Here is an 18877-nt window from a genome sequence, read left to right on the forward strand (position 1 = left end):
TTATTGCGGGTGGGGCTCTTTCGTATGTGGGTACCCGGCCGTCCACATCGAAGCCGCGTTCGACTTCGGGAGCGAACAGATGATGACAAATGGCAAGATCGCGGTCGCGGTCGTGGGGGGCTACCTCCTCGGGCGTACGAAGAAGGCGAAACTCGCTGTCGGGCTGGGCATGTTGCTGGCCGGCAAGAAGATCACGCTGGATCCGCAACAGCTGAAGAAGTCCCTCGCCGAGGCGCCGCTGCTGAGCGGCCTCAACTCGGAGGTCCGCAAGGAGCTGGTCGACGCCACCCGGCAGGCCGCGACCAAGGCCGTCTCCGGCCGGGTGAGCGGCCTCGCCGACTCGCTGCACGAGCGCACGGCGCTGCTGCGCGGCGAAGGCGGGGACGAGGACGAGGAGGCCGACGCCGAGGACGAGCGGGACCGGGGCGGGGACGAGGAGCCCGCCGACGGGCCGGAGGGCGAGGCGGAACCCGAGCCGAAGCGGAAGCCGAAGGCGCCGAGGTCGCCGCGCAAGGCGGCGGCCAAGGCCCCGGCCCGCCCGGCGAAGAAGACCGCCGCGTCCGGTTCCGGCACGGCGAAGAAGGCCGCGGCCAAGAAGACCACGGCGAAGAAGGCCGCGGCGAAGAAGACCGCCAGGACCGCGGGGGGCCGCAATGGCTGACACGCTCGGCAAGCTCAAGGACGACATCGTCAAGGATCCGGCCACCGACCGCCTGAAGGACGAGCTGCGCGACTATGTCCAGGCACGGGCTACCCATGCGATCTCCGGCCTCGGCTCGGGGCTCGCCAAGGGAGCGCAGTCCCTCTCCGAGGGCAAGTCTCCGGGGCAGGCCCTGATGAAGGCCGGTACGTCCCAGCTGAAGGACTCGCTCAAGGACTCGCTGAAGGAGAAGGTCAAAGGGGTCTTCGGCAAGGGCGGCAAGGGCAAGAGCGGAGGCGGCAAGTCCAAGAGCGTGACGGTCGTCGAGGACATCGACGTCGGGGTGCCGGTCCGCGAGGCGTACAACCAGTGGACCCAGTTCCAGGAGTTCAGCACCTTCGCCAAGGGGGTCGTCAGCGTCGAGAAGGCCGACGACACCAGCAGCAACTGGAAGGTGAAGGTCGCCAAGTCCACCCGCAGCTGGAAGGCGAACGTCACCGAGCAGGTGGCCGACGAGCGGATCAGCTGGACCACGGAGGGTGCGAAGGGCACCGTCAAGGGCGTCGTCACCTTTCACCCGCTCGGCGACAACCTCACGCGGGTGCTGCTGGTTCTCGAGTACTTCCCCAAGGGGCTCTTCGAGAAGACCGGCAATATATGGCGGGCCCAGGGCCGAAGGGCCCGGCTCGATCTGAAGCTCTATCGGAAGTTCATCATGATGCGCGGCGAGGCCACGGACGGCTGGCGCGGCGAGATCCGGGACGGCGAGGTCGTGCAGGACCACGAGACGGCCGTGGAGGAGGAAGAGCGCGAGCAGGCCGACGAGAACGGCGAGGCTGGCGGCGAGACCGGAGCGGGCGAGGAGACCGGGGGAGACGCCGATGAGCCGGACGAGGCGGCCGACGCTGAGGATGAGTACGAGGAGGAACCCGAAGGCGCCGAGCCCGAGGAGTACGACGAGGAGTACGAGGAGGAGCCGGAGGCCGCCGGGGAGCCGGACGAGGCCGAAGAGTCGGAGGAGCCGGAGGAACCCGAGGACGCCGAGGCGTATGAGGAGCCCGAGGAGCCCGAAGAGGAGCTCGAGGAGGAGTCCGGCCGCCGCCCCGCCGCGGCCCGCCGCTGAGCCCCGCCGGCGACCGCCGGACACGACGGGGCCCCACCCGGACGCAAGACGCCGGGTGGGGCCCCGGCCATGCCGTACGAGGGAGCCCGTGGCCGCACGGGGACCGCGAAGGCCGCACGGGGAGCCGGGTCGACGGCCGACTCGGGGATCCGCACGGAACGCGGCCCGGGGACGTCGCCCGGGGACGTCGCCCGGGACGCCGCCCGGGGCGGCGCGCGGCGATGGGGGGCGGACACGCGCTGGGGGCGCGCCCCGGACGACGTGCGCCTGGTGATGCCCCGGCGCGCCGGACCGCGGACGCGGACCCGGGATGTCGCCGAGCGGGACGCGCCGGGACGCGGCCCGGACGACGTTCACCGAGGACGTCGCTCTGGGGGCGCCGGGCGGGGCCGCCCACTGGGCGGGCACCCGTGGGCGGCGGCAGGGGGCGGCGGCAGGGGGGCTACGCCCGCGAGGTGGGGCGGGGGCGCCAGATCCAGGGGGCGGCGTCGGGGGACAGGCCCACCACGCAGACGCCCTGATGGCCGTCGTCCGCCAGGGTGGCCGGGGCGCCGACCGGGGTCAGATGGCCGGGGGAGCGCAGCGGTTTGGCGTCCGGGCCGGTGCCGTACTGGACCTGGACCTCCCCGCCCAGGTCGCGGCCGACCAGCAGCAGCGTCTTCGCCTCGCGGCTGCCGGACGGTTCGGCCACGGTGTGGGCGGCGATCGCCCCGTATCCCTCGAAGTGCCGCACCGTGAGGGAGGTTTCGCCGTGGACGGCGGGCACCGTGGCGGTGGGGGTGCGGTAGATCAGCGCGAGCGTTCCGTCGGGGGCCACCGCGGCGCCCAGCTGATCCCCGCCCGGGCGCGGCAGACCGGACGGCGGGCGCAGGGCGACCGGGCCCCCGGCCCACTCCTGGGCCCAGTGGTGGACGGTGTCGCGGCCGGGGGCGAGGACATGGACCTGCCCCTCGGCGTCCAGGAGCGCGGTCAGCCCGTCCTGGATCTCGGCGCCGCCGAGCCGCTGCCAGGGACCCCAGTGGCCCTTCGCGTCCCGTACTCGGGTGGCCAGGCCCTTGTCCGCGGTCCGTACGAAGAGGTGCACCCGGCCGTCCGGGGTGGCGACCGCCGCCGGGCAGCCGACCCGGCGGCCGTGCTCGGGGTCGCTCTCGGGGGTGCCGAGGCCGGTCCAGGCGCGGAACGGGCCGTCCGGGCGGCGCTGCTCAAGCACCACGATCTCGCGCAGGTCGCCCGCGCCCTGCCCGGCCAGTGCCGCGAACCGCAGCGCGAACAGCACCTGCCGCCCCGCGCTGTCCCGCACCGCGGCGAGCGCCGGGGCGAGCGGTCCGCCGCCGAGCCCCTGCGGCGCCCCGAACCGCCCGCTGCCCGGCCCGGTCTCGCGCCACCGCACGGCCTGGGCGCCGAGCACGCCGTATGCCACGAGCCGCCCCTGGGCGTCCGTGGTGGGCGCGGGCAGCGAGGCGGGATAGCGGTAGTGGGTGGAGCGGATCCAGCCCTTGCGGTTCCGCAGCGGGCGCACCCCGCCCTGGCTGTAGTCGCCGCAGCCGGCCGCGTTGCCGCAGTCCCAGTCCGGCGCACCGCCGTAGGACTTGATCGCCCGGGCCTTCTGGGCGAGCACCGCGGGCGGCAGATTGTGCGGCCAGCGCTGGTTGTAGTAGCCGCGGAACGCGGTGGTGGTGAAGCGCGGGGCGTGCTTGTCCCGCTGTGTGGCGGCGGCCACCCACTGGGCGATCGCCTTCCAGGTGAACAGCGCGACCGGAGTGTGGTCGCGGTGGTCCGAGCAGCCCGGCTGGTCGTTGTCCTTGGGGTGCAGGACGTCGTGCACCTGGAAGTCGGGGTCCGGGTCCAGCGTGTGGATCAGCGTGGGCCGATAGCGGTCCATGATCCCGGCGAGCACGTCGACCAGTGTCTGGTGGCCGTACGAGCTGGGGTGCGCCACGGGGGAGCCGGTGGCCAGGAGGGTGCGCATCACGGTGCCCGGGGTGTCCCACAGCGCCGGGATCCGTACGCCGCCGTCCGACAGCATCGCGATGTTGAGGAAGATCAGCCGGACGCCACGGGCGCCGTTGGCGAGGGTGTTGGTCTCCGCCGTGACCCCGCCGGGCAGCCGCAACACCGACCGCTGCCAGGGCGCGAACTGGTTCAGCCCCATCATCTGCGCGTACGCCTGCCGCAGCCCCTGGTGGCGGGAGGCGGAGTACGCGGCCTTGTCGGCGGGCGGGATCGGCGTCCCCGCCCGATGGTTGATCCCCCGGGCCTCACCGGCCGTGACGTACACGCACACCACCGGAACACCGGAGCGCAGCACATGCTCGGCGTCCGGGTTCATGAAGTACAGATCGTCATCGGGGTGCGCCATGATCTGCAACAGCAGCGCCCGCTTGTCGCCCGCCGTCGAGGTGAACGGCTCCGCCGCCCCGGGCTCACTGGCCCGCGCGGGCTCTGCCGCCGTGCCGCCCGAATGTCCGGCCCCGCATCCGGCGATCCCGGTGACCCCGGCGACCCCCACGGCTCCCCCGGCGGTGAGCGCCGCCAGCGCGGCGAGCGTCTGCCTGCGGGTGGTCCGCGCCCCCCGCGATGTCCATCGACTGTTCAATTTGGTGACCCTGTCACTTCGGCAGCGCGTAGTCTCCGGCTGCTCCGAGTGAAGGGACGGTCGGTGATCTTGACAGGTTGTCCGATGGCCGGGAGGTGTCGGTCACAGATTGGGCACATCGCCGCCACGGGGCCACCGCATACCGCCGGCGGCCGGCCCCTTCACGAGCGACACCGACCTCACCGCGATCGATCACATGCAGTCGTCACGGGACCGCCGGGCCCTCGATGTACCTGCCATTCGCGCTGTAGGGCCACTCGTTCGCGACACAGCCCTTGAGCCCGTAGATCTGCTGCATCATCACCGGCGCCCGTTTGCCCTTCCCGGGGCAGCTCTCGTGGCCGTGGCCGATGCGGTGGCCGACTTCGTGGTTGACGATCAGCGCCCGGTAGCCGCCGATGGGGCCGGAGAACTCCGGTGAGCCGGTGGTCCAGCGGTCCAGGTTGACCATGATCTGGGTGCCGGCGTCGCAGTTGACCTCGCCATGGGTGTCCAGGCCCACGGCGCCGCAGATCTCGTCGACCGTGTCCGGGGTGGCGATCTTCACCTCGAAGTCGGAGGGGCCGTCGGCGACCAGCTGGAAGGAGTGCTCGCCGTCGCGGGTCCAGCCGCGCCTGTCGGCGAGGATCGCCGAGATCTCGGCAGCGGCCCGCTTCGCGTCGATGCCGGTGCCCTTCTCCACCATGACCTTGAACCGCCGTAGATCGCTTCCCTTGCCGATCACCGCGCCGGAGGACTTCGCGGTGCCGAATTCGCCGGTCGCGGTGGGGCGGGAGCCCGGGCGAGGGGGTCTGGAGGTGGCCGAGATGGCGTCGGGCGGCGGGGGTGTCGCGTGGGCGGAGCGTGTCGTGCCGCCGTCGTCGTCGCGTAACGCGAACACCACCCCGGCGACCAGGGCCGCACCGGCGGCCAGTGCCACCGCCACGTTCCGGGGGCGGGCGCTCCGGGTGCTGCGCCCCCGTCGTCTTGGTGGTGAGGTGGATGGGCCGGGGGCCTGAGCGGTGGAGGTCATGGGGGCGCTTCCAGGGGGTGTCAGTGTCGTGTGTTCCCCTGGAGAGACGTGTGGCGAGGGTGACCGGTTGGGGCTTGTGCCCTGTTGCGCGCGGGGTCACATCGGGGGAGCACAGCCGCACGCGACGTCGTGCCCCGGCCTCCGGTACGCGCCGAGTTTGAAGTGCGCCCCGCGAGGGGTACGCTTCCGGGCCCCTGATTGGCGTCCGGAGCAGCCGCTATGGCACACTAACCAGGTTGCTCGGTTGAGTGCCGATGCTGCGCGCCTCCCGCCGGGAGGACCGGAAGCGAGTCCCACAGTACTCGTCGCCCCTGATCAGGGGCGGAAGTACGGGAATCTTCCGGGAAGCGTCAGCGGGGCCCCAGCCAGGCGCCCGGTGGGTGACTTTCTCCCCCAGCAACCCCCTTCACCAGGGATCTCCGTGCGGAGATTTATGGGAAGGGCTGCGACACGCCCGACCGCGTGGGTCGGAAGTGAGGTGGAGGAGGGGCACGAACGCCATCGGGTCCCAGAGCGTTACGAGAGACAGGACTACGAAGTAGCCATGGCGGGACAGAAGATCCGCATCCGGCTCAAGGCTTACGACCACGAGGTCATCGACTCCTCGGCGAAGAAGATCGTCGAGACGGTGACCCGGACTGGTGCGTCGGTCGCGGGCCCGGTGCCGCTGCCCACAGAGAAGAACGTGTACTGCGTCATCAAGTCGCCGCACAAGTACAAGGACTCGCGCGAGCACTTCGAGATGCGTACGCACAAGCGCCTCATCGACATCCTCGACCCCACGCCGAAGACGGTTGACTCGCTCATGCGTCTCGACCTGCCGGCGGGCGTCGACATCGAGATCAAGCTCTGAGGTGACGCGCGAGATGGCTAAGCAGATCAAGGGCGTCCTGGGCGAGAAGCTCGGCATGACGCAGGTGTGGGACGAGAACAACCGCGTCGTCCCGGTCACCGTCGTCAAGGCCGGTCCCTGCGTCGTGACCCAGGTCCGCACCGATGACGCGGACGGCTACAGCGCCGTCCAGATCGCCTTCGGCGAGATCGACCCGCGCAAGGTGAACAAGCCGCTCAAGGGCCACTTCGCCAAGGCGGATGTGACCCCGCGCCGCCACCTGGTGGAGCTGCGTACCGCCGACGCCGGTGAGTACACGCTCGGCCAGGAGGTCACGGCCGAGGTGTTCGAGTCCGGTGTCAAGGTCGACGTGACCGGCACCAGCAAGGGCAAGGGCACCGCCGGTGTCATGAAGCGCCACGGCTTCGGCGGCCTCGGCGCCGGCCACGGCACCCAGCGCAAGCACCGCTCGCCGGGCTCCATCGGTGGCTGCGCCACCCCGGGCCGCGTGTTCAAGGGCCTGCGCATGGCCGGCCGCATGGGCAATGAGCGGGTCACCACCCAGAACCTGACCGTCCACGCCGTTGACGCGGAGAAGGGTCTGCTCCTGATCAAGGGAGCGGTTCCTGGTCCGAACGGCGGCCTCGTCCTGGTCCGTACCGCGGCCAAGGGGGCCTGAGGTAACCGATGAGCACCATTGACATCCTTTCGCCGGCAGGCGACAAGGCCGGGTCCGTCGAGCTCCCCGCGGAGATCTTCGACGCGCAGGTCAGCGTTCCGCTGATCCACCAGGTCGTCGTCGCCCAGCTGGCCGCTGCCCGTCAGGGCACGCACAAGACCAAGACCCGTGGTGAGGTCCGCGGCGGTGGCAAGAAGCCGTACCGCCAGAAGGGCACCGGCCGCGCGCGCCAGGGTTCGACCCGCGCGCCGCAGTTCGCCGGCGGTGGCGTCGTGCACGGCCCCGTGCCGCGCGACTACAGCCAGCGCACCCCGAAGAAGATGAAGGCCGCCGCGCTGCGCGGTGCCCTCTCCGACCGGGCGCGTCACGAGCGCATCCACGTCGTGACCGGCGTGGTCGACGGCGAGATCTCCACCAAGGCCGCGAAGGCCCTGCTGGGCAAGATCAGCGAGCGCAAGAACGTGCTCCTGGTCGCCGAGCGGAGCGACGAGGCCGCGTGGCTGTCCGCCCGCAACCTGCCCCAGGTGCACATCCTGGAGCCGGGCCAGCTGAACACGTACGACGTGCTCGTCTCCGACGACGTGGTCTTCACCAAGGCCGCCTTCGAGTCCTTCGTGGCTGGTCCCAAGGCCGCTGAGAAGACCGAAGGGAGCGCCGCCTGATGAGTGAGGCGACCGCTGTCACCAGCAAGACCTTCACCGACCCCCGCGACGTTCTCGTCAAGCCGGTGGTCTCGGAGAAGAGCTACGCGCTGCTGGACGAGAACAAGTACACGTTCATCGTCGACCCGCGCGCGAACAAGACCCAGATCAAGCAGGCCGTCGAGGCGGTCTTCTCGGTCAAGGTCACCGGGGTCAACACGATCAACCGGCAGGGCAAGCGCAAGCGCACCCGCACCGGCTACGGCAAGCGCAAGGACACCAAGCGCGCCATCGTGACCCTCGCCGAGGGCGACCGCATCGACATCTTCGGCGGCCCGGTCTCCTGACGGAGATCGGAACGTCCAGAAGTCCGGAATCTTCCGAGGACTGAGAAATGGGTATCCGCAAGTACAAGCCGACGACCCCGGGCCGTCGTGGCTCCAGCGTCGCCGACTTCGTCGAGATCACGCGGTCCACGCCGGAGAAGTCGCTGGTCCGCCCGCTGCACAGCAAGGGTGGTCGTAACAACGCCGGCCGCATCACGGTCCGCCACCAGGGTGGCGGTCACAAGCGTGCGTACCGCGTGATCGACTTCCGCCGTCACGACAAGGACGGCGTCCCGGCGAAGGTCGCACACATCGAATACGACCCCAACCGCACCGCGCGCATCGCGCTGCTGCACTACGCCGACGGCGAGAAGCGCTACATCCTCGCCCCGCGTGGCCTGAAGCAGAACGACCGCATTGAGAACGGCCCCGGCGCCGACATCAAGCCCGGTAACAACCTCGCGCTGCGCAACATCCCGGTTGGTACCACGCTCCACGCCATCGAGCTGCGGCCCGGCGGCGGCGCGAAGTTCGCCCGCTCCGCGGGTGCCTCCGTGCAGCTGCTGGCGAAGGAGGGCGCCATGGCCCACCTGCGCATGCCGTCCGGTGAGATCCGCCTGGTCGACGTCCGCTGCCGCGCCACCGTCGGCGAGGTCGGCAACGCCGAGCAGTCGAACATCAACTGGGGCAAGGCCGGCCGCATGCGCTGGAAGGGCGTCCGCCCGACCGTTCGTGGTGTGGTCATGAACCCCGTCGACCACCCGCACGGTGGTGGTGAGGGCAAGACCTCCGGTGGTCGCCACCCGGTCTCGCCGTGGGGTCAGAAGGAGGGCCGTACGCGCTCGCCGAAGAAGGCCAGCAACAAGTACATCGTCCGCCGCCGCAAGACGAACAAGAAGCGCTAGGAGCGGGTTTAGATGCCGCGCAGTCTCAAGAAGGGGCCCTTCGTCGACGACCACCTGATCAAGAAGGTGGACACGCAGAACGAAGCAGGCACCAAGAACGTCATCAAGACCTGGTCCCGCCGCTCGATGATCGTCCCGGCCATGCTCGGCCACACGATCGCGGTGCACGACGGCCGCAAGCACGTCCCGGTGTTCGTCACCGAGTCGATGGTCGGCCACAAGCTCGGCGAGTTCGCGCCGACCCGCACCTTCCGCGGCCATGAGAAGGACGACCGCAAGTCGCGTCGTCGCTGATCAGCGGAAAAGACTCATGACAGACACCGAAGGGACAACCATGGAAGCCAGGGCCCAGGCGCGGTACATCCGCGTCACGCCCATGAAGGCCCGCCGCGTGGTGGACCTCATCCGTGGCATGAGTGCCACGGAGGCCCAGGCGGTCCTGCGTTTCGCCCCGCAGGCCGCGAGCGTGCCGGTCGGCAAGGTGCTGGACAGCGCCATCGCCAACGCCGCGCACAACTACGACCACACCGACGCCGACAGCCTCTTCATCTCCGAGGCGTACGTCGACGAGGGCCCGACCCTGAAGCGGTTCCGTCCGCGTGCCCAGGGCCGCGCCTACCGGATCCGCAAGCGGACCAGCCACATCACCGTGGTCGTCAGCAGCAAGGAAGGAACCCGGTAATGGGCCAGAAGGTAAACCCGCACGGGTTCCGGCTCGGCATCACCACCGACTTCAAGTCGCGCTGGTACGCCGACAAGCTGTACAAGGACTACGTCAAGGAAGACGTCGCCATCCGCCGGATGATGACGAAGGGCATGGAGCGCGCCGGTATCTCCAAGGTGGAGATCGAGCGCACCCGTGACCGCGTCCGCGTCGACATCCACACCGCCCGGCCGGGCATCGTCATCGGCCGCCGCGGCGCGGAGGCCGACCGTATCCGCGGCGAGCTGGAGAAGCTCACCGGCAAGCAGGTGCAGCTCAACATCCTCGAGGTGAAGAACCCCGAGGTGGACGCTCAGCTGGTGGCCCAGGCCGTCGCCGAGCAGCTCTCCTCCCGCGTCTCCTTCCGTCGTGCGATGCGCAAGTCGATGCAGAGCTCGATGAAGGCCGGTGCCAAGGGCATCAAGATCCAGTGTGGTGGCCGTCTCGGCGGCGCCGAGATGTCCCGCTCGGAGTTCTACCGCGAGGGCCGCGTGCCCCTGCACACGCTCCGCGCCAACGTCGACTACGGCTTCTTCGAGGCCAAGACCACCTTCGGCCGCATCGGCGTCAAGGTGTGGATCTACAAGGGCGACGTGAAGAACATCGCCGAGGTCCGCGCCGAGAACGCCGCCGCCCGCGCCGGCAACCGCCCGTCGCGTGGTGGCAGCGACCGCCCGCAGCGCCGTGGTGGCGAGCGCGGTGGCCGCGGCCGTAAGCCGCAGCAGTCCGCCGCGCCGGCCGAGGCCGGCAAGGCCGAGGCGCCCGCCGCGGCGGCGGCCGAGCCCAGCGCAGCCGGAAAGGAGAGCTGACCCCATGCTGATCCCTCGCAGGGTCAAGCACCGCAAGCAGCACCACCCCAAGCGGTCCGGCATGGCCAAGGGCGGTACGGAGCTGGCGTTCGGCGAGTACGGCATCCAGGCCGTCACCCCGGCGTACGTCACCAACCGTCAGATCGAGGCCGCTCGTATCGCGATGACCCGCCACATCAAGCGTGGCGGCAAGGTCTGGATCAACATCTACCCGGACCGTCCGCTGACGAAGAAGCCCGCCGAGACCCGCATGGGTTCCGGTAAGGGCTCGCCGGAGTGGTGGATCGCGAACGTCAAGCCCGGTCGGGTGATGTTCGAGCTGTCCTACCCGAACGAGAAGACTGCGCGTGAGGCGCTCACCCGCGCTGCTCACAAGCTCCCGATGAAGTGCCGGATCGTTCGGCGCGAGGCAGGTGAGTCGTGATGGCGGCCGGTACCAAGGCGTCCGAGCTGCGTGAGCTGAACAACGAGGACCTCGTTGGCAAGCTGCGTGAGGCCAAGGAAGAGCTGTTCAACCTCCGCTTCCAGGCGGCGACCGGACAGCTCGAGAACCACGGCCGGCTGAAGGCCGTCCGGAAGGACATCGCCCGGATCTACACCCTGATGCGGGAGCGCGAGCTCGGCATCGAGACGGTGGAGAGCGCCTGATGAGCGAGACGAATGTGACTGAGAACGCAACGCAGAACCGCGGCTTCCGCAAGACCCGTGAGGGTCTGGTCGTCAGCGACAAGATGGACAAGACCGTCGTCGTCGCAGTCGAGGACCGCGTCAAGCACGCGCTGTACGGCAAGGTCATCCGCCGTACCAACAAGCTCAAGGCGCACGACGAGCAGAACGCCGCGGGTGTCGGCGACCGCGTCCTCCTGATGGAGACCCGGCCGCTGTCCGCGACCAAGCGCTGGCGCGTCGTCGAGATCCTCGAGAAGGCCAAGTAATTCCTGCGGGCAATAGTCCGCAGGACAGTTCCGCCAGGCTCGGCAGGGGCTGGGTATATCCAGCCCCTGCCGGGAACCGGCAGACGATCAGGAGATAGACGTGATCCAGCAGGAGTCGCGACTGCGCGTCGCCGACAACACGGGCGCGAAGGAGATCCTTTGCATCCGTGTTCTCGGTGGCTCCGGTCGCCGCTACGCGGGCATTGGTGACGTCATCGTCGCCACCGTCAAGGACGCGATCCCCGGTGGCAACGTGAAGAAGGGTGACGTCGTCAAGGCGGTCATCGTGCGCACCGTGAAGGAGCGCCGCCGCCCGGACGGTTCGTACATCCGCTTCGACGAGAACGCGGCCGTCATCCTCAAGAACGATGGCGACCCCCGCGGCACCCGTATCTTCGGCCCGGTGGGCCGTGAGCTGCGCGAGAAGAAGTTCATGAAGATCATCTCGCTCGCGCCGGAGGTGCTGTAACCGATGAAGATCAAGAAGGGCGACCTGGTCCAGGTCATCACCGGTAAGGACAAGGGCAAGCAGGGCAAGGTCATCGCGGCCTTCCCGCGCGAGGACCGCGTCCTGGTCGAGGGTGTCAACCGGGTCAAGAAGCACACCAAGGCCGGACAGACCGCTCGTGGTTCGAAGACCGGCGGCATCGTGACGACCGAGGCCCCGATCCACGTGAGCAATGTGCAGCTCGTGGTGGAGAAGGACGGCAACAAGGTCGTCACCCGCGTCGGATACCGCTTCGACGACGACGGCAACAAGATCCGCGTTGCCAAGCGGACCGGTGAGGACATCTGATGACTGCCACCACCACTGCACCGCGCCTCAAGGCGCGCTACCGCGAAGAGATCCAGGGCAAGCTCCAGGAGCAGTTCTCCTACGAGAACGTCATGCAGATCCCGGGGCTGACCAAGGTCGTGGTCAACATGGGTGTGGGCGACGCCGCCCGCGACTCCAAGCTGATCGAGGGCGCCATCCGCGACCTCGCCACGATCACCGGCCAGAAGCCCGCCGTCACCAAGGCCCGTAAGTCCATCGCGCAGTTCAAGCTGCGTGAGGGCCAGCCGATCGGCGCCCACGTCACCCTCCGCGGTGACCGCATGTGGGAGTTCCTGGACCGTCTGGTGTCGCTCGCGCTCCCGCGCATCCGCGACTTCCGCGGTCTGTCGCCGAAGCAGTTCGACGGCCGGGGCAACTACACCTTCGGTCTCACGGAGCAGGTCATGTTCCACGAGATCGACCAGGACAAGATCGACCGCGTCCGGGGTATGGACATCACCGTGGTGACCACGGCGACCAACGACGAAGAGGGCCGCGCCCTGCTGCGTCACCTCGGCTTCCCGTTCAAGGAGGCGTGAGCCGTGGCGAAGAAGGCTCTCATTGCCAAGGCCGCCCGCAAGCCCAAGTTCGGCGTGCGTGCCTACACGCGCTGCCAGCGCTGCGGACGTCCGCACTCCGTGTACCGCAAGTTCGGCCTGTGCCGCGTGTGCCTCCGTGAGATGGCTCACCGCGGCGAGCTGCCGGGCGTGACCAAGAGCTCCTGGTAATCAACCCTTACGGGTTGATACCGGGCTCTCGGTAAGCAAATGGATGGCGAGCCCCGCCCCTCCGCTCCCGTAGAGTAGAAGGGTTGGGCGCTCGCCGCCCAGAATCCTTACTACGCCGTAGGTCCCCGCGCCGCACCCGTGCCCGCCACTGAGCGGGTGAGAGGGATGGCGCATACAGGAAACCCCGGCGAGAGAGGCCGAAGGCCATCATGACCATGACCGATCCGATCGCAGACATGCTGACGCGTCTGCGAAACGCGAACTCGGCGTACCACGACTCCGTCGTGATGCCCCACAGCAAGATCAAGTCGCATATCGCGGAGATCCTCCAGCAGGAGGGCTACATCACCGGCTGGAAGGTCGAGGACGCCGAGGTCGGCAAGAGCCTCATCCTCGAGCTGAAGTTCGGCCCGAACCGCGAGCGCTCGATCGCCGGCATCAAGCGGATCTCGAAGCCGGGCCTGCGGGTCTACGCAAAGTCCACCAACCTGCCGAAGGTGCTCGGCGGCCTGGGCGTGGCGATCATCTCCACGTCGCACGGGCTCCTCACCGACAAGCAGGCCGGCAAGAAGGGCGTGGGTGGGGAAGTCCTCGCCTACGTCTGGTAACCAGGGAACGGAGGAAGCACATGTCGCGCATTGGCAAGCTGCCCATCCAGGTTCCCGCTGGTGTGGACGTCACCATCGATGGCCGCACGGTCGCCGTGAAGGGTCCCAAGGGCTCTCTCTCGCACACCGTCGCCGCGCCGATCGAGGTCGCCAAGGGTGAGGACAACGTCCTCGTTGTCACCCGCCCGAACGACGAGCGTCAGAACAAGGCCCTGCACGGCCTGTCGCGCACGCTGGTGGCGAACATGATCACCGGCGTGACCCAGGGCTACAGCAAGGCGCTCGAGATCAGCGGTGTCGGTTACCGCGTCCAGGCGAAGGGCTCCAACCTGGAGTTCTCCCTGGGCTACAGCCACCCGATCCTGGTCGAGGCCCCGGAGGGCATCTCCTTCAAGGTGGAGTCCCCGACCAAGCTGAGCGTCGAGGGCATCGACAAGCAGAAGGTCGGCGAGGTCGCCGCGAACATCCGCAAGCTGCGCAAGCCCGACCCGTACAAGGCCAAGGGCGTGAAGTACGCGGGCGAGGTCATCCGCCGCAAGGTCGGAAAGGCTGGTAAGTAAGCCATGGCATACGGTGTGAAGATCGCCAAGGGCAACGCCCGTAAGGCGGCTGCCGTCAAGCGGCGTCACATCCGCGTCCGCAAGCGGGTCTCCGGCACGCCGGTCCGCCCCCGCCTCGTGGTGACGCGGTCCAACCGTCACATGGTGGCGCAGGTCATCGACGACATCGCGGGCCACACCCTGGCCTCGGCGTCTACGCTGGACAGCTCCATCCGGGCGGCCGAGGGCGACAAGAGCGCCCAGGCGCAGCAGGTCGGCGCCCTGGTGGCCGAGCGGGCGAAGGCCGCGGGCATCGAGGCCGTCGTGTTCGACCGCGGTGGCAACAAGTACGCCGGGCGCATCGCCGCTCTGGCGGACGCCGCCCGCGAGGCCGGGCTGAAGTTCTGAGCCCCGGTTCCAACGCAAAGCGGAAACGAGAGAGGTAAATCCAATGGCTGGACCCCAGCGCCGCGGTGGCGGCGCCGGTGGCGGCGAGCGGCGGGACCGGAAGGACCGGCGGGACGGTGGCGCTGCCGCCGAGAAGACCGCTTACGTCGAGCGTGTTGTCGCGATCAACCGCGTCGCCAAGGTTGTGAAGGGTGGTCGTCGCTTCAGCTTCACCGCGCTGGTCGTGGTGGGCGACGGTGACGGCACCGTGGGTGTCGGTTACGGCAAGGCCAAGGAGGTGCCGGCCGCGATCGCCAAGGGCGTGGAGGAGGCCAAGAAGCACTTCTTCAAGGTCCCCCGGATCGCCGGCACCATTCCGCACCCGATCCAGGGTGAGGAGGCCGCGGGTGTCGTGCTGCTGAAGCCGGCGTCGCCCGGTACCGGTGTGATCGCCGGTGGCCCGGTGCGTGCCGTGCTGGAGTGCGCGGGCATCCACGACGTGCTGAGCAAGTCGCTCGGCTCGTCGAACCCGATCAACATCGTGCACGCCACGGTGGCCGCTCTGCGGGGCCTTCAGCGCCCCGAGGAGATCGCCGCCCGCCGTGGGCTGCCGCTCGAGGACGTCGCTCCCGCCGCTCTGCTGCGGGCGCGTGCCGGGGTGGGTGTGTGAGCATGGCCCGCCTCAAGATCACGCAGACGAAGTCGTACATCGGCAGCAAGCAGAACCACCGCGACACTCTGCGTTCGCTCGGGCTGAAGAAGCTCGGCGACGTGGTCGTCAAGGAGGACCGCCCCGAGTTCCGCGGCATGGCGCAGACCGTGCGGCACCTCGTGACGGTCGAGGAGGTCGACTGACATGGCGGAGAACAACCCGCTGAAGGTCCACAACCTCCGGCCCGCCCCGGGCGCCAAGACCGCCAAGACCCGTGTCGGTCGTGGTGAGGCGTCCAAGGGTAAGACCGCTGGTCGTGGCACCAAGGGCACCAAGGCCCGCTACCAGGTTCCGGAGCGCTTCGAGGGTGGGCAGATGCCCCTCCACATGCGGCTCCCGAAGCTCAAGGGCTTCAAGAACCCCTTCCGCACCGAGTACCAGGTCGTGAACCTGGACAAGCTGGCCGCGCTCTACCCCGAGGGTGGCGAGGTCACGGTGGCCGACCTGGTCGCCAAGGGTGCGGTTCGCAAGAACCAGCTCGTCAAGGTGCTGGGCTCCGGTGAGGTCTCCGTGGCGCTCCAGGTGACGGTCGACGCCGTCTCCGGCTCCGCCAAGGAGAAGATCACCGCCGCCGGTGGCACCGTCACCGAGCTCGTCTGAGCACGGTGCGTTTCTGACCGGGGGTGCCCCAGATACGGGGCATCCCCGGTTGGTCGTTCCAAGCGGGGCCGGGTCGCCGGTAAGGTGGCTGGCGTTGTTACCTTCCGCGCGGTACGTCTCCGCGCGGGTCCTGGCTGATAAGTATCCGTCGATCCTCAAGACCGTCACCTCTCGCGAAGCGACGCGGGGGGCGCAGGAGGCACCGTGCTCACCGCGTTCGCCCGGGCGTTCAAGACGCCCGACCTGCGCAAGAAGCTGCTGTTCACGCTGGGCATCATCGTGCTCTTCCGGCTCGGGCAACATGTCCCGATCCCGGGCATCGACTACAAGAACGTCCAGACGTGCATGGACCTCGCCAAGGGCCAGCAGGGGCTGTTCGGCCTGGTCAACATGTTCAGTGGTGGCGCACTGCTCCAGATCACCATCTTCGCGCTCGGGATCATGCCGTACATCACGGCGAGCATCATCCTCCAGCTGCTGACCGTGGTGATCCCGCGCCTCGAGGCCCTCAAGAAGGAGGGCCAGGCCGGTCAAGGGAAGATCACGCAGTACACCCGCTACCTGACCATCGCGCTGGCGATCCTCCAGGGCACCGGCCTGGTGGCCACCGCCCGCAGCGGCTCGCTCTTCCAGAGCTGCCCGGTCGGCGGTCAGATCGTCAGGGACGACTCGATCTTCACCACCGCCGTGATGGTCATCACGATGACCGCGGGCACCGCGCTGATCATGTGGCTCGGTGAGCTGGTCACCGACCGCGGCATCGGCAACGGCATGTCGATCCTGATGTTCGTCTCCATCGCCGCCGGCTTCCCGAGCGCGATGTGGAGCATCAAGCAGCAGGGCAAGATCATGGGTGGCTGGCTGGAGTTCGGCCTGGTGATCCTCTGTGGTCTGGCCATGGTCGGCCTGGTGGTCTTCGTCGAGCAGGCCCAGCGCCGGATCCCCGTGCAGTACGCCAAACGCATGATCGGCCGTCGCAGTTACGGCGGTACGTCCACCTACATCCCGATGAAGGTGAACCAGGCGGGTGTGATCCCCGTGATCTTCGCCTCATCGCTGCTGTACATCCCGGCGCTGATCGTCCAGTTCTCCAATTCGAAGGCCGGCTGGGCGACCTGGATCTCGCAGAACTTCGTCAAGGGCGACCACCCGATCTACATCGCCACGTACTTCCTGCTGATCGTCTTCTTCGCATTCTTCTATGTCGCCATCAGCTTCAACCCCGAAGAAGTTGCCGACAACATGAAGAAGTATGGTGGGTTCATCCCGGGTATCCGGGCTGGTCGTCCCACCGCGGAGTATCTGAGCTACGTGCTGAACCGCATCACGTGGCCCGGTGCGCTCTATCTGGGCTTGATCGCCCTGGTGCCCACGGTGGCGCTGGTGACGCTCAATGCCAATCAGAACTTCCCGTTCGGCGGCACGAGCATCCTGATCATCGTGGGTGTCGGCCTGGAGACTGTGAAGCAGATCGAGAGCCAGCTTCAGCAGCGACACTACGAAGGGTTCCTCCGCTGATGCGAATCGTCCTCGTCGGGCCTCCGGGAGCCGGCAAGGGTACGCAGGCCGCGTACCTCGCCGAGAAGCTGTCGATCCCGCATATCTCCACCGGCGACCTGTTCCGCGCGAACATCAGCCAGGGCACCCCCCTCGGCAAGCAGGCGCAGGAGTACATGCGGGCCGGACAGCTGGTACCGGACGAGGTCACCATCGGTATGGCGGAGGACCGGCTGGACCAGGAGGACGCGCAGCAGGGCTTCCTGCTGGACGGGTTCCCGAGGAACCAGATCCAGGCCGAGGCCCTGGACACCTACCTGGCGCAGCGTGGGGTCTCGCTGGACGCGGTGCTGGACCTGGAGGTCCCCGAGTCCGAGGTGATCAAGCGCATCGCGGGCCGTCGTACCTGCCGCAATGACAGCTCGCACACCTTCCACGTGGAGTACAAGCAGCCGAAGACCCCGGGCGTGTGCGACGTCTGCGGCGGCGAGCTGTACCAGCGCGAGGACGACAGCGAGGAGACGGTCCGCAAGCGCCTCGAGGTCTACCACCGGGAGACCGAGCCGATCATCGACTACTACAAGGCCAAGGGCCTGGTCGTGACGATCTCGGCGCTGGGCAAGGTGTCCGAGGTCACCCAGCGGGCGATGGACGCCCTCGCCGCCAAGGCGGCCTGAAGGCCGCGAGGACCCATACGGAACGGCCGCGGCGCCCGGCACGGGCGCCGCGGCCGTATCGTTGAGCAGATACGTCACAGCACGGACCGCACCAGAGACCGATCCCGGAAGGCCCCCCATGGTGGAGATCAAGACTCCCGAGCAGATCGCGAAGATGCGTGAGGCGGGACTGGTCGTCGCCGCCATTCACGAGGCGACGCGGGCGGCGGCCGTCCCCGGTGCCAGCACCAAGGACCTGGACGACGTCGCCCGTAAGGTCATCGCCGACCACGGCGCCAAGTCGAACTTCCTGGGGTACGGCGGCTTCCCCGCCACCATCTGCACCTCGGTGAACGACGTCGTGGTGCACGGCATCCCGGACCGGGAGACCGTCCTCAAGGACGGCGACATCATCTCCATCGACGCGGGCGCGATCGTGGACGGCTGGCACGGCGACGCCGCCTTCACCGCCTTCGTGGGCACCGGCCACGCCCCGGAGCTGTACGAGCTCAGCCGGGTCACCGAGGAGTCGATGTGGGCCGGGATCGCGGCGGTCCGCAAGGGTAACCGGCTGGTCGACATCTCCAAGGCGATCGAGGGCTACATCCGCCGCCAGCCCCGTCCGGCGTCCGGCAAGTACGGGATCATCGAGGACTACGGCGGCCACGGCATCGGCACCCAGATGCACATGGACCCGCATCTGCTGAACTACGTCTCCAAGAAGCGCGGCAAGGGCCCCCGGCTGGTCTCCGGCTTCTGCATCGCGATCGAGCCCATGGTGAGCCTGGGCACCGCGAAGACGCATGTGCTGGCCGACGACTGGACGGTCAAGACGGACGACGGCACCTGGTCCAGCCACTGGGAGCACTCGGTCGCGCTGACCGAGGAGGGCCCGCTGGTGCTGACCGCCGTGGACGGCGGCAAGGCCAAGCTGGCCGAGCTGGGCGTGGAGACCGCGCCCGATCCGCTGGCCTGACGATCTCCGCCCGACTCCGGCCGGCGATCTCCGTGGGCATAAAGATCTCAAAATCGGGGCATGATGCCCCGGATTCGTGTTTCGGGATGCCCTGACGTAGACTGACACGTCGGCTCTCGCCTGCCCTCCCGCATGTCGCGAGCCGATCAAGGTAGC

At 68.7% G+C, this 18877-nt stretch carries 28 protein-coding genes; 26 read left to right on the forward strand and 2 right to left on the reverse strand.

Annotation, left to right across the window (positions count from 1 at the left end; all coding sequences use genetic code 11):
• The first annotated feature begins 82 nt into the window (after positions 1-82).
• Positions 83-661: a hypothetical protein gene (locus ABD329_RS33115; RefSeq protein ID WP_344317338.1), complete on the forward strand. Its 579-nt coding sequence runs from the start codon at positions 83-85 to the stop codon at positions 659-661.
• Positions 654-1763 carry an SRPBCC family protein gene (locus tag ABD329_RS33120; protein ID WP_344317340.1) on the forward strand — a complete coding sequence of 370 codons (1110 nt, stop codon included), beginning with the start codon at positions 654-656 and terminating at the stop codon, positions 1761-1763. The genes ABD329_RS33115 and ABD329_RS33120 overlap by 8 nt, the downstream gene beginning before the upstream one ends.
• A 442-nt stretch (positions 1764-2205) precedes the next feature.
• Here the strand turns inward: ABD329_RS33120 and ABD329_RS33125 are convergent, their stop codons facing one another.
• A complete protein-coding gene (locus ABD329_RS33125; RefSeq protein WP_344317341.1) occupies positions 2206-4359 on the reverse strand; it encodes a PIG-L family deacetylase in 2154 nt (717 codons plus the stop codon).
• A 205-nt stretch (positions 4360-4564) separates the two neighbouring features.
• Positions 4565-5371 carry a DUF3152 domain-containing protein gene (locus tag ABD329_RS33130; protein ID WP_344317342.1) on the reverse strand — a complete coding sequence of 269 codons (807 nt, stop codon included), beginning with the start codon at positions 5369-5371 and terminating at the stop codon, positions 4565-4567.
• 544 nt (positions 5372-5915) lie between these two features.
• On the opposite strand from ABD329_RS33130, the gene rpsJ reads away from it, so the two are divergent.
• The 24 genes from rpsJ (at position 5916) to map (ending at position 18721) form a co-directional block, all read left to right on the forward strand.
• Entirely contained in the window at positions 5916-6224 is a 309-nt protein-coding gene (rpsJ, locus tag ABD329_RS33135) for a 30S ribosomal protein S10 (RefSeq protein WP_003948644.1), read from the forward strand.
• Positions 6225-6237: 13 nt separating this feature from the next.
• A complete protein-coding gene (gene rplC, locus ABD329_RS33140) occupies positions 6238-6882 on the forward strand; it encodes a 50S ribosomal protein L3 (protein ID WP_020869262.1) in 645 nt (214 codons plus the stop codon).
• 8 nt (positions 6883-6890) lie between these two features.
• Entirely contained in the window at positions 6891-7544 is a 654-nt protein-coding gene (rplD, locus tag ABD329_RS33145) for a 50S ribosomal protein L4 (protein ID WP_037952891.1), read from the forward strand.
• On the forward strand, positions 7544-7870 hold the full coding sequence (rplW, locus tag ABD329_RS33150) for a 50S ribosomal protein L23 (RefSeq protein ID WP_020869260.1): 327 nt from the start codon (positions 7544-7546) through the stop codon (positions 7868-7870). Before rplD ends, rplW begins: the two co-directional genes overlap by 1 nt.
• A 47-nt stretch (positions 7871-7917) precedes the next feature.
• Positions 7918-8754 (forward strand): 50S ribosomal protein L2, encoded by an 837-nt coding sequence (gene rplB / locus ABD329_RS33155; protein ID WP_198277580.1) that lies wholly within the window; start codon positions 7918-7920, stop codon positions 8752-8754.
• A gap of 12 nt (positions 8755-8766) precedes the next feature.
• Entirely contained in the window at positions 8767-9048 is a 282-nt protein-coding gene (rpsS, locus tag ABD329_RS33160; protein ID WP_020869258.1) for a 30S ribosomal protein S19, read from the forward strand.
• Between the two features lie 40 nt (positions 9049-9088).
• Positions 9089-9436: a 50S ribosomal protein L22 gene (rplV, locus tag ABD329_RS33165; protein WP_059148970.1), complete on the forward strand. Its 348-nt coding sequence runs from the start codon at positions 9089-9091 to the stop codon at positions 9434-9436.
• On the forward strand, positions 9436-10266 hold the full coding sequence (rpsC, locus tag ABD329_RS33170) for a 30S ribosomal protein S3 (protein ID WP_037952894.1): 831 nt from the start codon (positions 9436-9438) through the stop codon (positions 10264-10266). Before rplV ends, rpsC begins: the two co-directional genes overlap by 1 nt.
• A gap of 4 nt (positions 10267-10270) precedes the next feature.
• The gene (rplP, locus tag ABD329_RS33175) at positions 10271-10690 is read left to right on the forward strand and encodes a 50S ribosomal protein L16 (protein ID WP_014178774.1); all 420 of its coding nucleotides are present in this window, start codon (positions 10271-10273) and stop codon (positions 10688-10690) included.
• Positions 10690-10914, forward strand: a complete 225-nt coding sequence (rpmC, locus tag ABD329_RS33180; RefSeq protein WP_009715874.1) for a 50S ribosomal protein L29 — start codon at positions 10690-10692, stop codon at positions 10912-10914. Before rplP ends, rpmC begins: the two co-directional genes overlap by 1 nt.
• Positions 10914-11201: a 30S ribosomal protein S17 gene (rpsQ, locus tag ABD329_RS33185; RefSeq protein WP_014054172.1), complete on the forward strand. Its 288-nt coding sequence runs from the start codon at positions 10914-10916 to the stop codon at positions 11199-11201. The genes rpmC and rpsQ overlap by 1 nt, the downstream gene beginning before the upstream one ends.
• Before the next feature lie 100 nt (positions 11202-11301).
• A complete protein-coding gene (gene rplN, locus ABD329_RS33190) occupies positions 11302-11670 on the forward strand; it encodes a 50S ribosomal protein L14 (protein WP_003998823.1) in 369 nt (122 codons plus the stop codon).
• Positions 11671-11673: 3 nt separating this feature from the next.
• Entirely contained in the window at positions 11674-11997 is a 324-nt protein-coding gene (gene rplX, locus ABD329_RS33195) for a 50S ribosomal protein L24 (protein WP_198277579.1), read from the forward strand.
• On the forward strand, positions 11997-12557 hold the full coding sequence (gene rplE, locus ABD329_RS33200) for a 50S ribosomal protein L5 (RefSeq protein WP_020869255.1): 561 nt from the start codon (positions 11997-11999) through the stop codon (positions 12555-12557). The genes rplX and rplE overlap by 1 nt, the downstream gene beginning before the upstream one ends.
• Before the next feature lie 3 nt (positions 12558-12560).
• Positions 12561-12746 (forward strand): type Z 30S ribosomal protein S14, encoded by a 186-nt coding sequence (locus tag ABD329_RS33205; RefSeq protein ID WP_003956452.1) that lies wholly within the window; start codon positions 12561-12563, stop codon positions 12744-12746.
• Positions 12747-12955: 209 nt separating this feature from the next.
• Complete coding sequence (gene rpsH / locus ABD329_RS33210) at positions 12956-13354, forward strand: 30S ribosomal protein S8 (protein WP_037952895.1); 399 nt, start codon at positions 12956-12958, stop codon at positions 13352-13354.
• 20 nt (positions 13355-13374) lie between these two features.
• A complete protein-coding gene (gene rplF / locus ABD329_RS33215; protein WP_037952896.1) occupies positions 13375-13914 on the forward strand; it encodes a 50S ribosomal protein L6 in 540 nt (179 codons plus the stop codon).
• A gap of 3 nt (positions 13915-13917) precedes the next feature.
• A complete protein-coding gene (rplR, locus tag ABD329_RS33220; RefSeq protein ID WP_020869251.1) occupies positions 13918-14301 on the forward strand; it encodes a 50S ribosomal protein L18 in 384 nt (127 codons plus the stop codon).
• Between the two features lie 43 nt (positions 14302-14344).
• Positions 14345-14950 (forward strand): 30S ribosomal protein S5, encoded by a 606-nt coding sequence (rpsE, locus tag ABD329_RS33225; RefSeq protein WP_020869250.1) that lies wholly within the window; start codon positions 14345-14347, stop codon positions 14948-14950.
• 2 nt (positions 14951-14952) lie between these two features.
• Positions 14953-15135 (forward strand): 50S ribosomal protein L30, encoded by a 183-nt coding sequence (gene rpmD, locus ABD329_RS33230; RefSeq protein WP_037952898.1) that lies wholly within the window; start codon positions 14953-14955, stop codon positions 15133-15135.
• Position 15136: 1 nt separating this feature from the next.
• Positions 15137-15592, forward strand: coding sequence for a 50S ribosomal protein L15 (gene rplO / locus ABD329_RS33235; RefSeq protein WP_051573167.1), 456 nt, complete (start codon positions 15137-15139; stop codon positions 15590-15592).
• A gap of 204 nt (positions 15593-15796) precedes the next feature.
• On the forward strand, positions 15797-17110 hold the full coding sequence (gene secY, locus ABD329_RS33240; protein ID WP_198277578.1) for a preprotein translocase subunit SecY: 1314 nt from the start codon (positions 15797-15799) through the stop codon (positions 17108-17110).
• Positions 17110-17766 carry an adenylate kinase gene (locus ABD329_RS33245; RefSeq protein WP_198277577.1) on the forward strand — a complete coding sequence of 219 codons (657 nt, stop codon included), beginning with the start codon at positions 17110-17112 and terminating at the stop codon, positions 17764-17766. Before secY ends, ABD329_RS33245 begins: the two co-directional genes overlap by 1 nt.
• A gap of 118 nt (positions 17767-17884) precedes the next feature.
• Positions 17885-18721, forward strand: a complete 837-nt coding sequence (gene map / locus ABD329_RS33250) for a type I methionyl aminopeptidase (protein ID WP_037952904.1) — start codon at positions 17885-17887, stop codon at positions 18719-18721.
• Positions 18722-18877: the final 156 nt, after the last annotated feature.

The sequence above is a fragment of the Streptomyces javensis genome, from assembly GCF_039525925.1.
GTDB lineage: Bacteria > Actinomycetota > Actinomycetes > Streptomycetales > Streptomycetaceae > Streptomyces > Streptomyces asiaticus.

Bases quoted from the DNA above. Each gene is read 5' to 3' on its own strand.
- rpsH (WP_037952895.1), top strand. From the start codon at position 12,956: ATGACCATGACCGATCCGATCGCAGACATGCTGACGCGTCTGCGAAAC.
- rpmC (WP_009715874.1), top strand. From the start codon at position 10,690: ATGGCGGCCGGTACCAAGGCGTCCGAGCTGCGTGAGCTGAACAACGAG.
- rplX (WP_198277579.1), top strand. From the start codon at position 11,674: ATGAAGATCAAGAAGGGCGACCTGGTCCAGGTCATCACCGGTAAGGAC.
- rplC (WP_020869262.1), top strand. From the start codon at position 6,238: ATGGCTAAGCAGATCAAGGGCGTCCTGGGCGAGAAGCTCGGCATGACG.
- rpmD (WP_037952898.1), top strand. From the start codon at position 14,953: ATGGCCCGCCTCAAGATCACGCAGACGAAGTCGTACATCGGCAGCAAG.
- rplW (WP_020869260.1), top strand. From the start codon at position 7,544: ATGAGTGAGGCGACCGCTGTCACCAGCAAGACCTTCACCGACCCCCGC.
- rpsE (WP_020869250.1), top strand. From the start codon at position 14,345: ATGGCTGGACCCCAGCGCCGCGGTGGCGGCGCCGGTGGCGGCGAGCGG.
- rplR (WP_020869251.1), top strand. From the start codon at position 13,918: ATGGCATACGGTGTGAAGATCGCCAAGGGCAACGCCCGTAAGGCGGCT.
- rplB (WP_198277580.1), top strand. From the start codon at position 7,918: ATGGGTATCCGCAAGTACAAGCCGACGACCCCGGGCCGTCGTGGCTCC.
- ABD329_RS33245 (WP_198277577.1), top strand. From the start codon at position 17,110: ATGCGAATCGTCCTCGTCGGGCCTCCGGGAGCCGGCAAGGGTACGCAG.
- rpsS (WP_020869258.1), top strand. From the start codon at position 8,767: ATGCCGCGCAGTCTCAAGAAGGGGCCCTTCGTCGACGACCACCTGATC.
- rplO (WP_051573167.1), top strand. From the start codon at position 15,137: ATGGCGGAGAACAACCCGCTGAAGGTCCACAACCTCCGGCCCGCCCCG.
- rplD (WP_037952891.1), top strand. From the start codon at position 6,891: ATGAGCACCATTGACATCCTTTCGCCGGCAGGCGACAAGGCCGGGTCC.
- rplF (WP_037952896.1), top strand. From the start codon at position 13,375: ATGTCGCGCATTGGCAAGCTGCCCATCCAGGTTCCCGCTGGTGTGGAC.
- rplV (WP_059148970.1), top strand. From the start codon at position 9,089: ATGGAAGCCAGGGCCCAGGCGCGGTACATCCGCGTCACGCCCATGAAG.
- rpsC (WP_037952894.1), top strand. From the start codon at position 9,436: ATGGGCCAGAAGGTAAACCCGCACGGGTTCCGGCTCGGCATCACCACC.
- rplP (WP_014178774.1), top strand. From the start codon at position 10,271: ATGCTGATCCCTCGCAGGGTCAAGCACCGCAAGCAGCACCACCCCAAG.
- rplE (WP_020869255.1), top strand. From the start codon at position 11,997: ATGACTGCCACCACCACTGCACCGCGCCTCAAGGCGCGCTACCGCGAA.
- rpsQ (WP_014054172.1), top strand. From the start codon at position 10,914: ATGAGCGAGACGAATGTGACTGAGAACGCAACGCAGAACCGCGGCTTC.
- rpsJ (WP_003948644.1), top strand. From the start codon at position 5,916: ATGGCGGGACAGAAGATCCGCATCCGGCTCAAGGCTTACGACCACGAG.
- ABD329_RS33120 (WP_344317340.1), top strand. From the start codon at position 654: ATGGCTGACACGCTCGGCAAGCTCAAGGACGACATCGTCAAGGATCCG.
- map (WP_037952904.1), top strand. From the start codon at position 17,885: ATGGTGGAGATCAAGACTCCCGAGCAGATCGCGAAGATGCGTGAGGCG.
- ABD329_RS33130 (WP_344317342.1), bottom strand. From the start codon at position 5,371: ATGACCTCCACCGCTCAGGCCCCCGGCCCATCCACCTCACCACCAAGA.
- ABD329_RS33115 (WP_344317338.1), top strand. From the start codon at position 83: ATGACAAATGGCAAGATCGCGGTCGCGGTCGTGGGGGGCTACCTCCTC.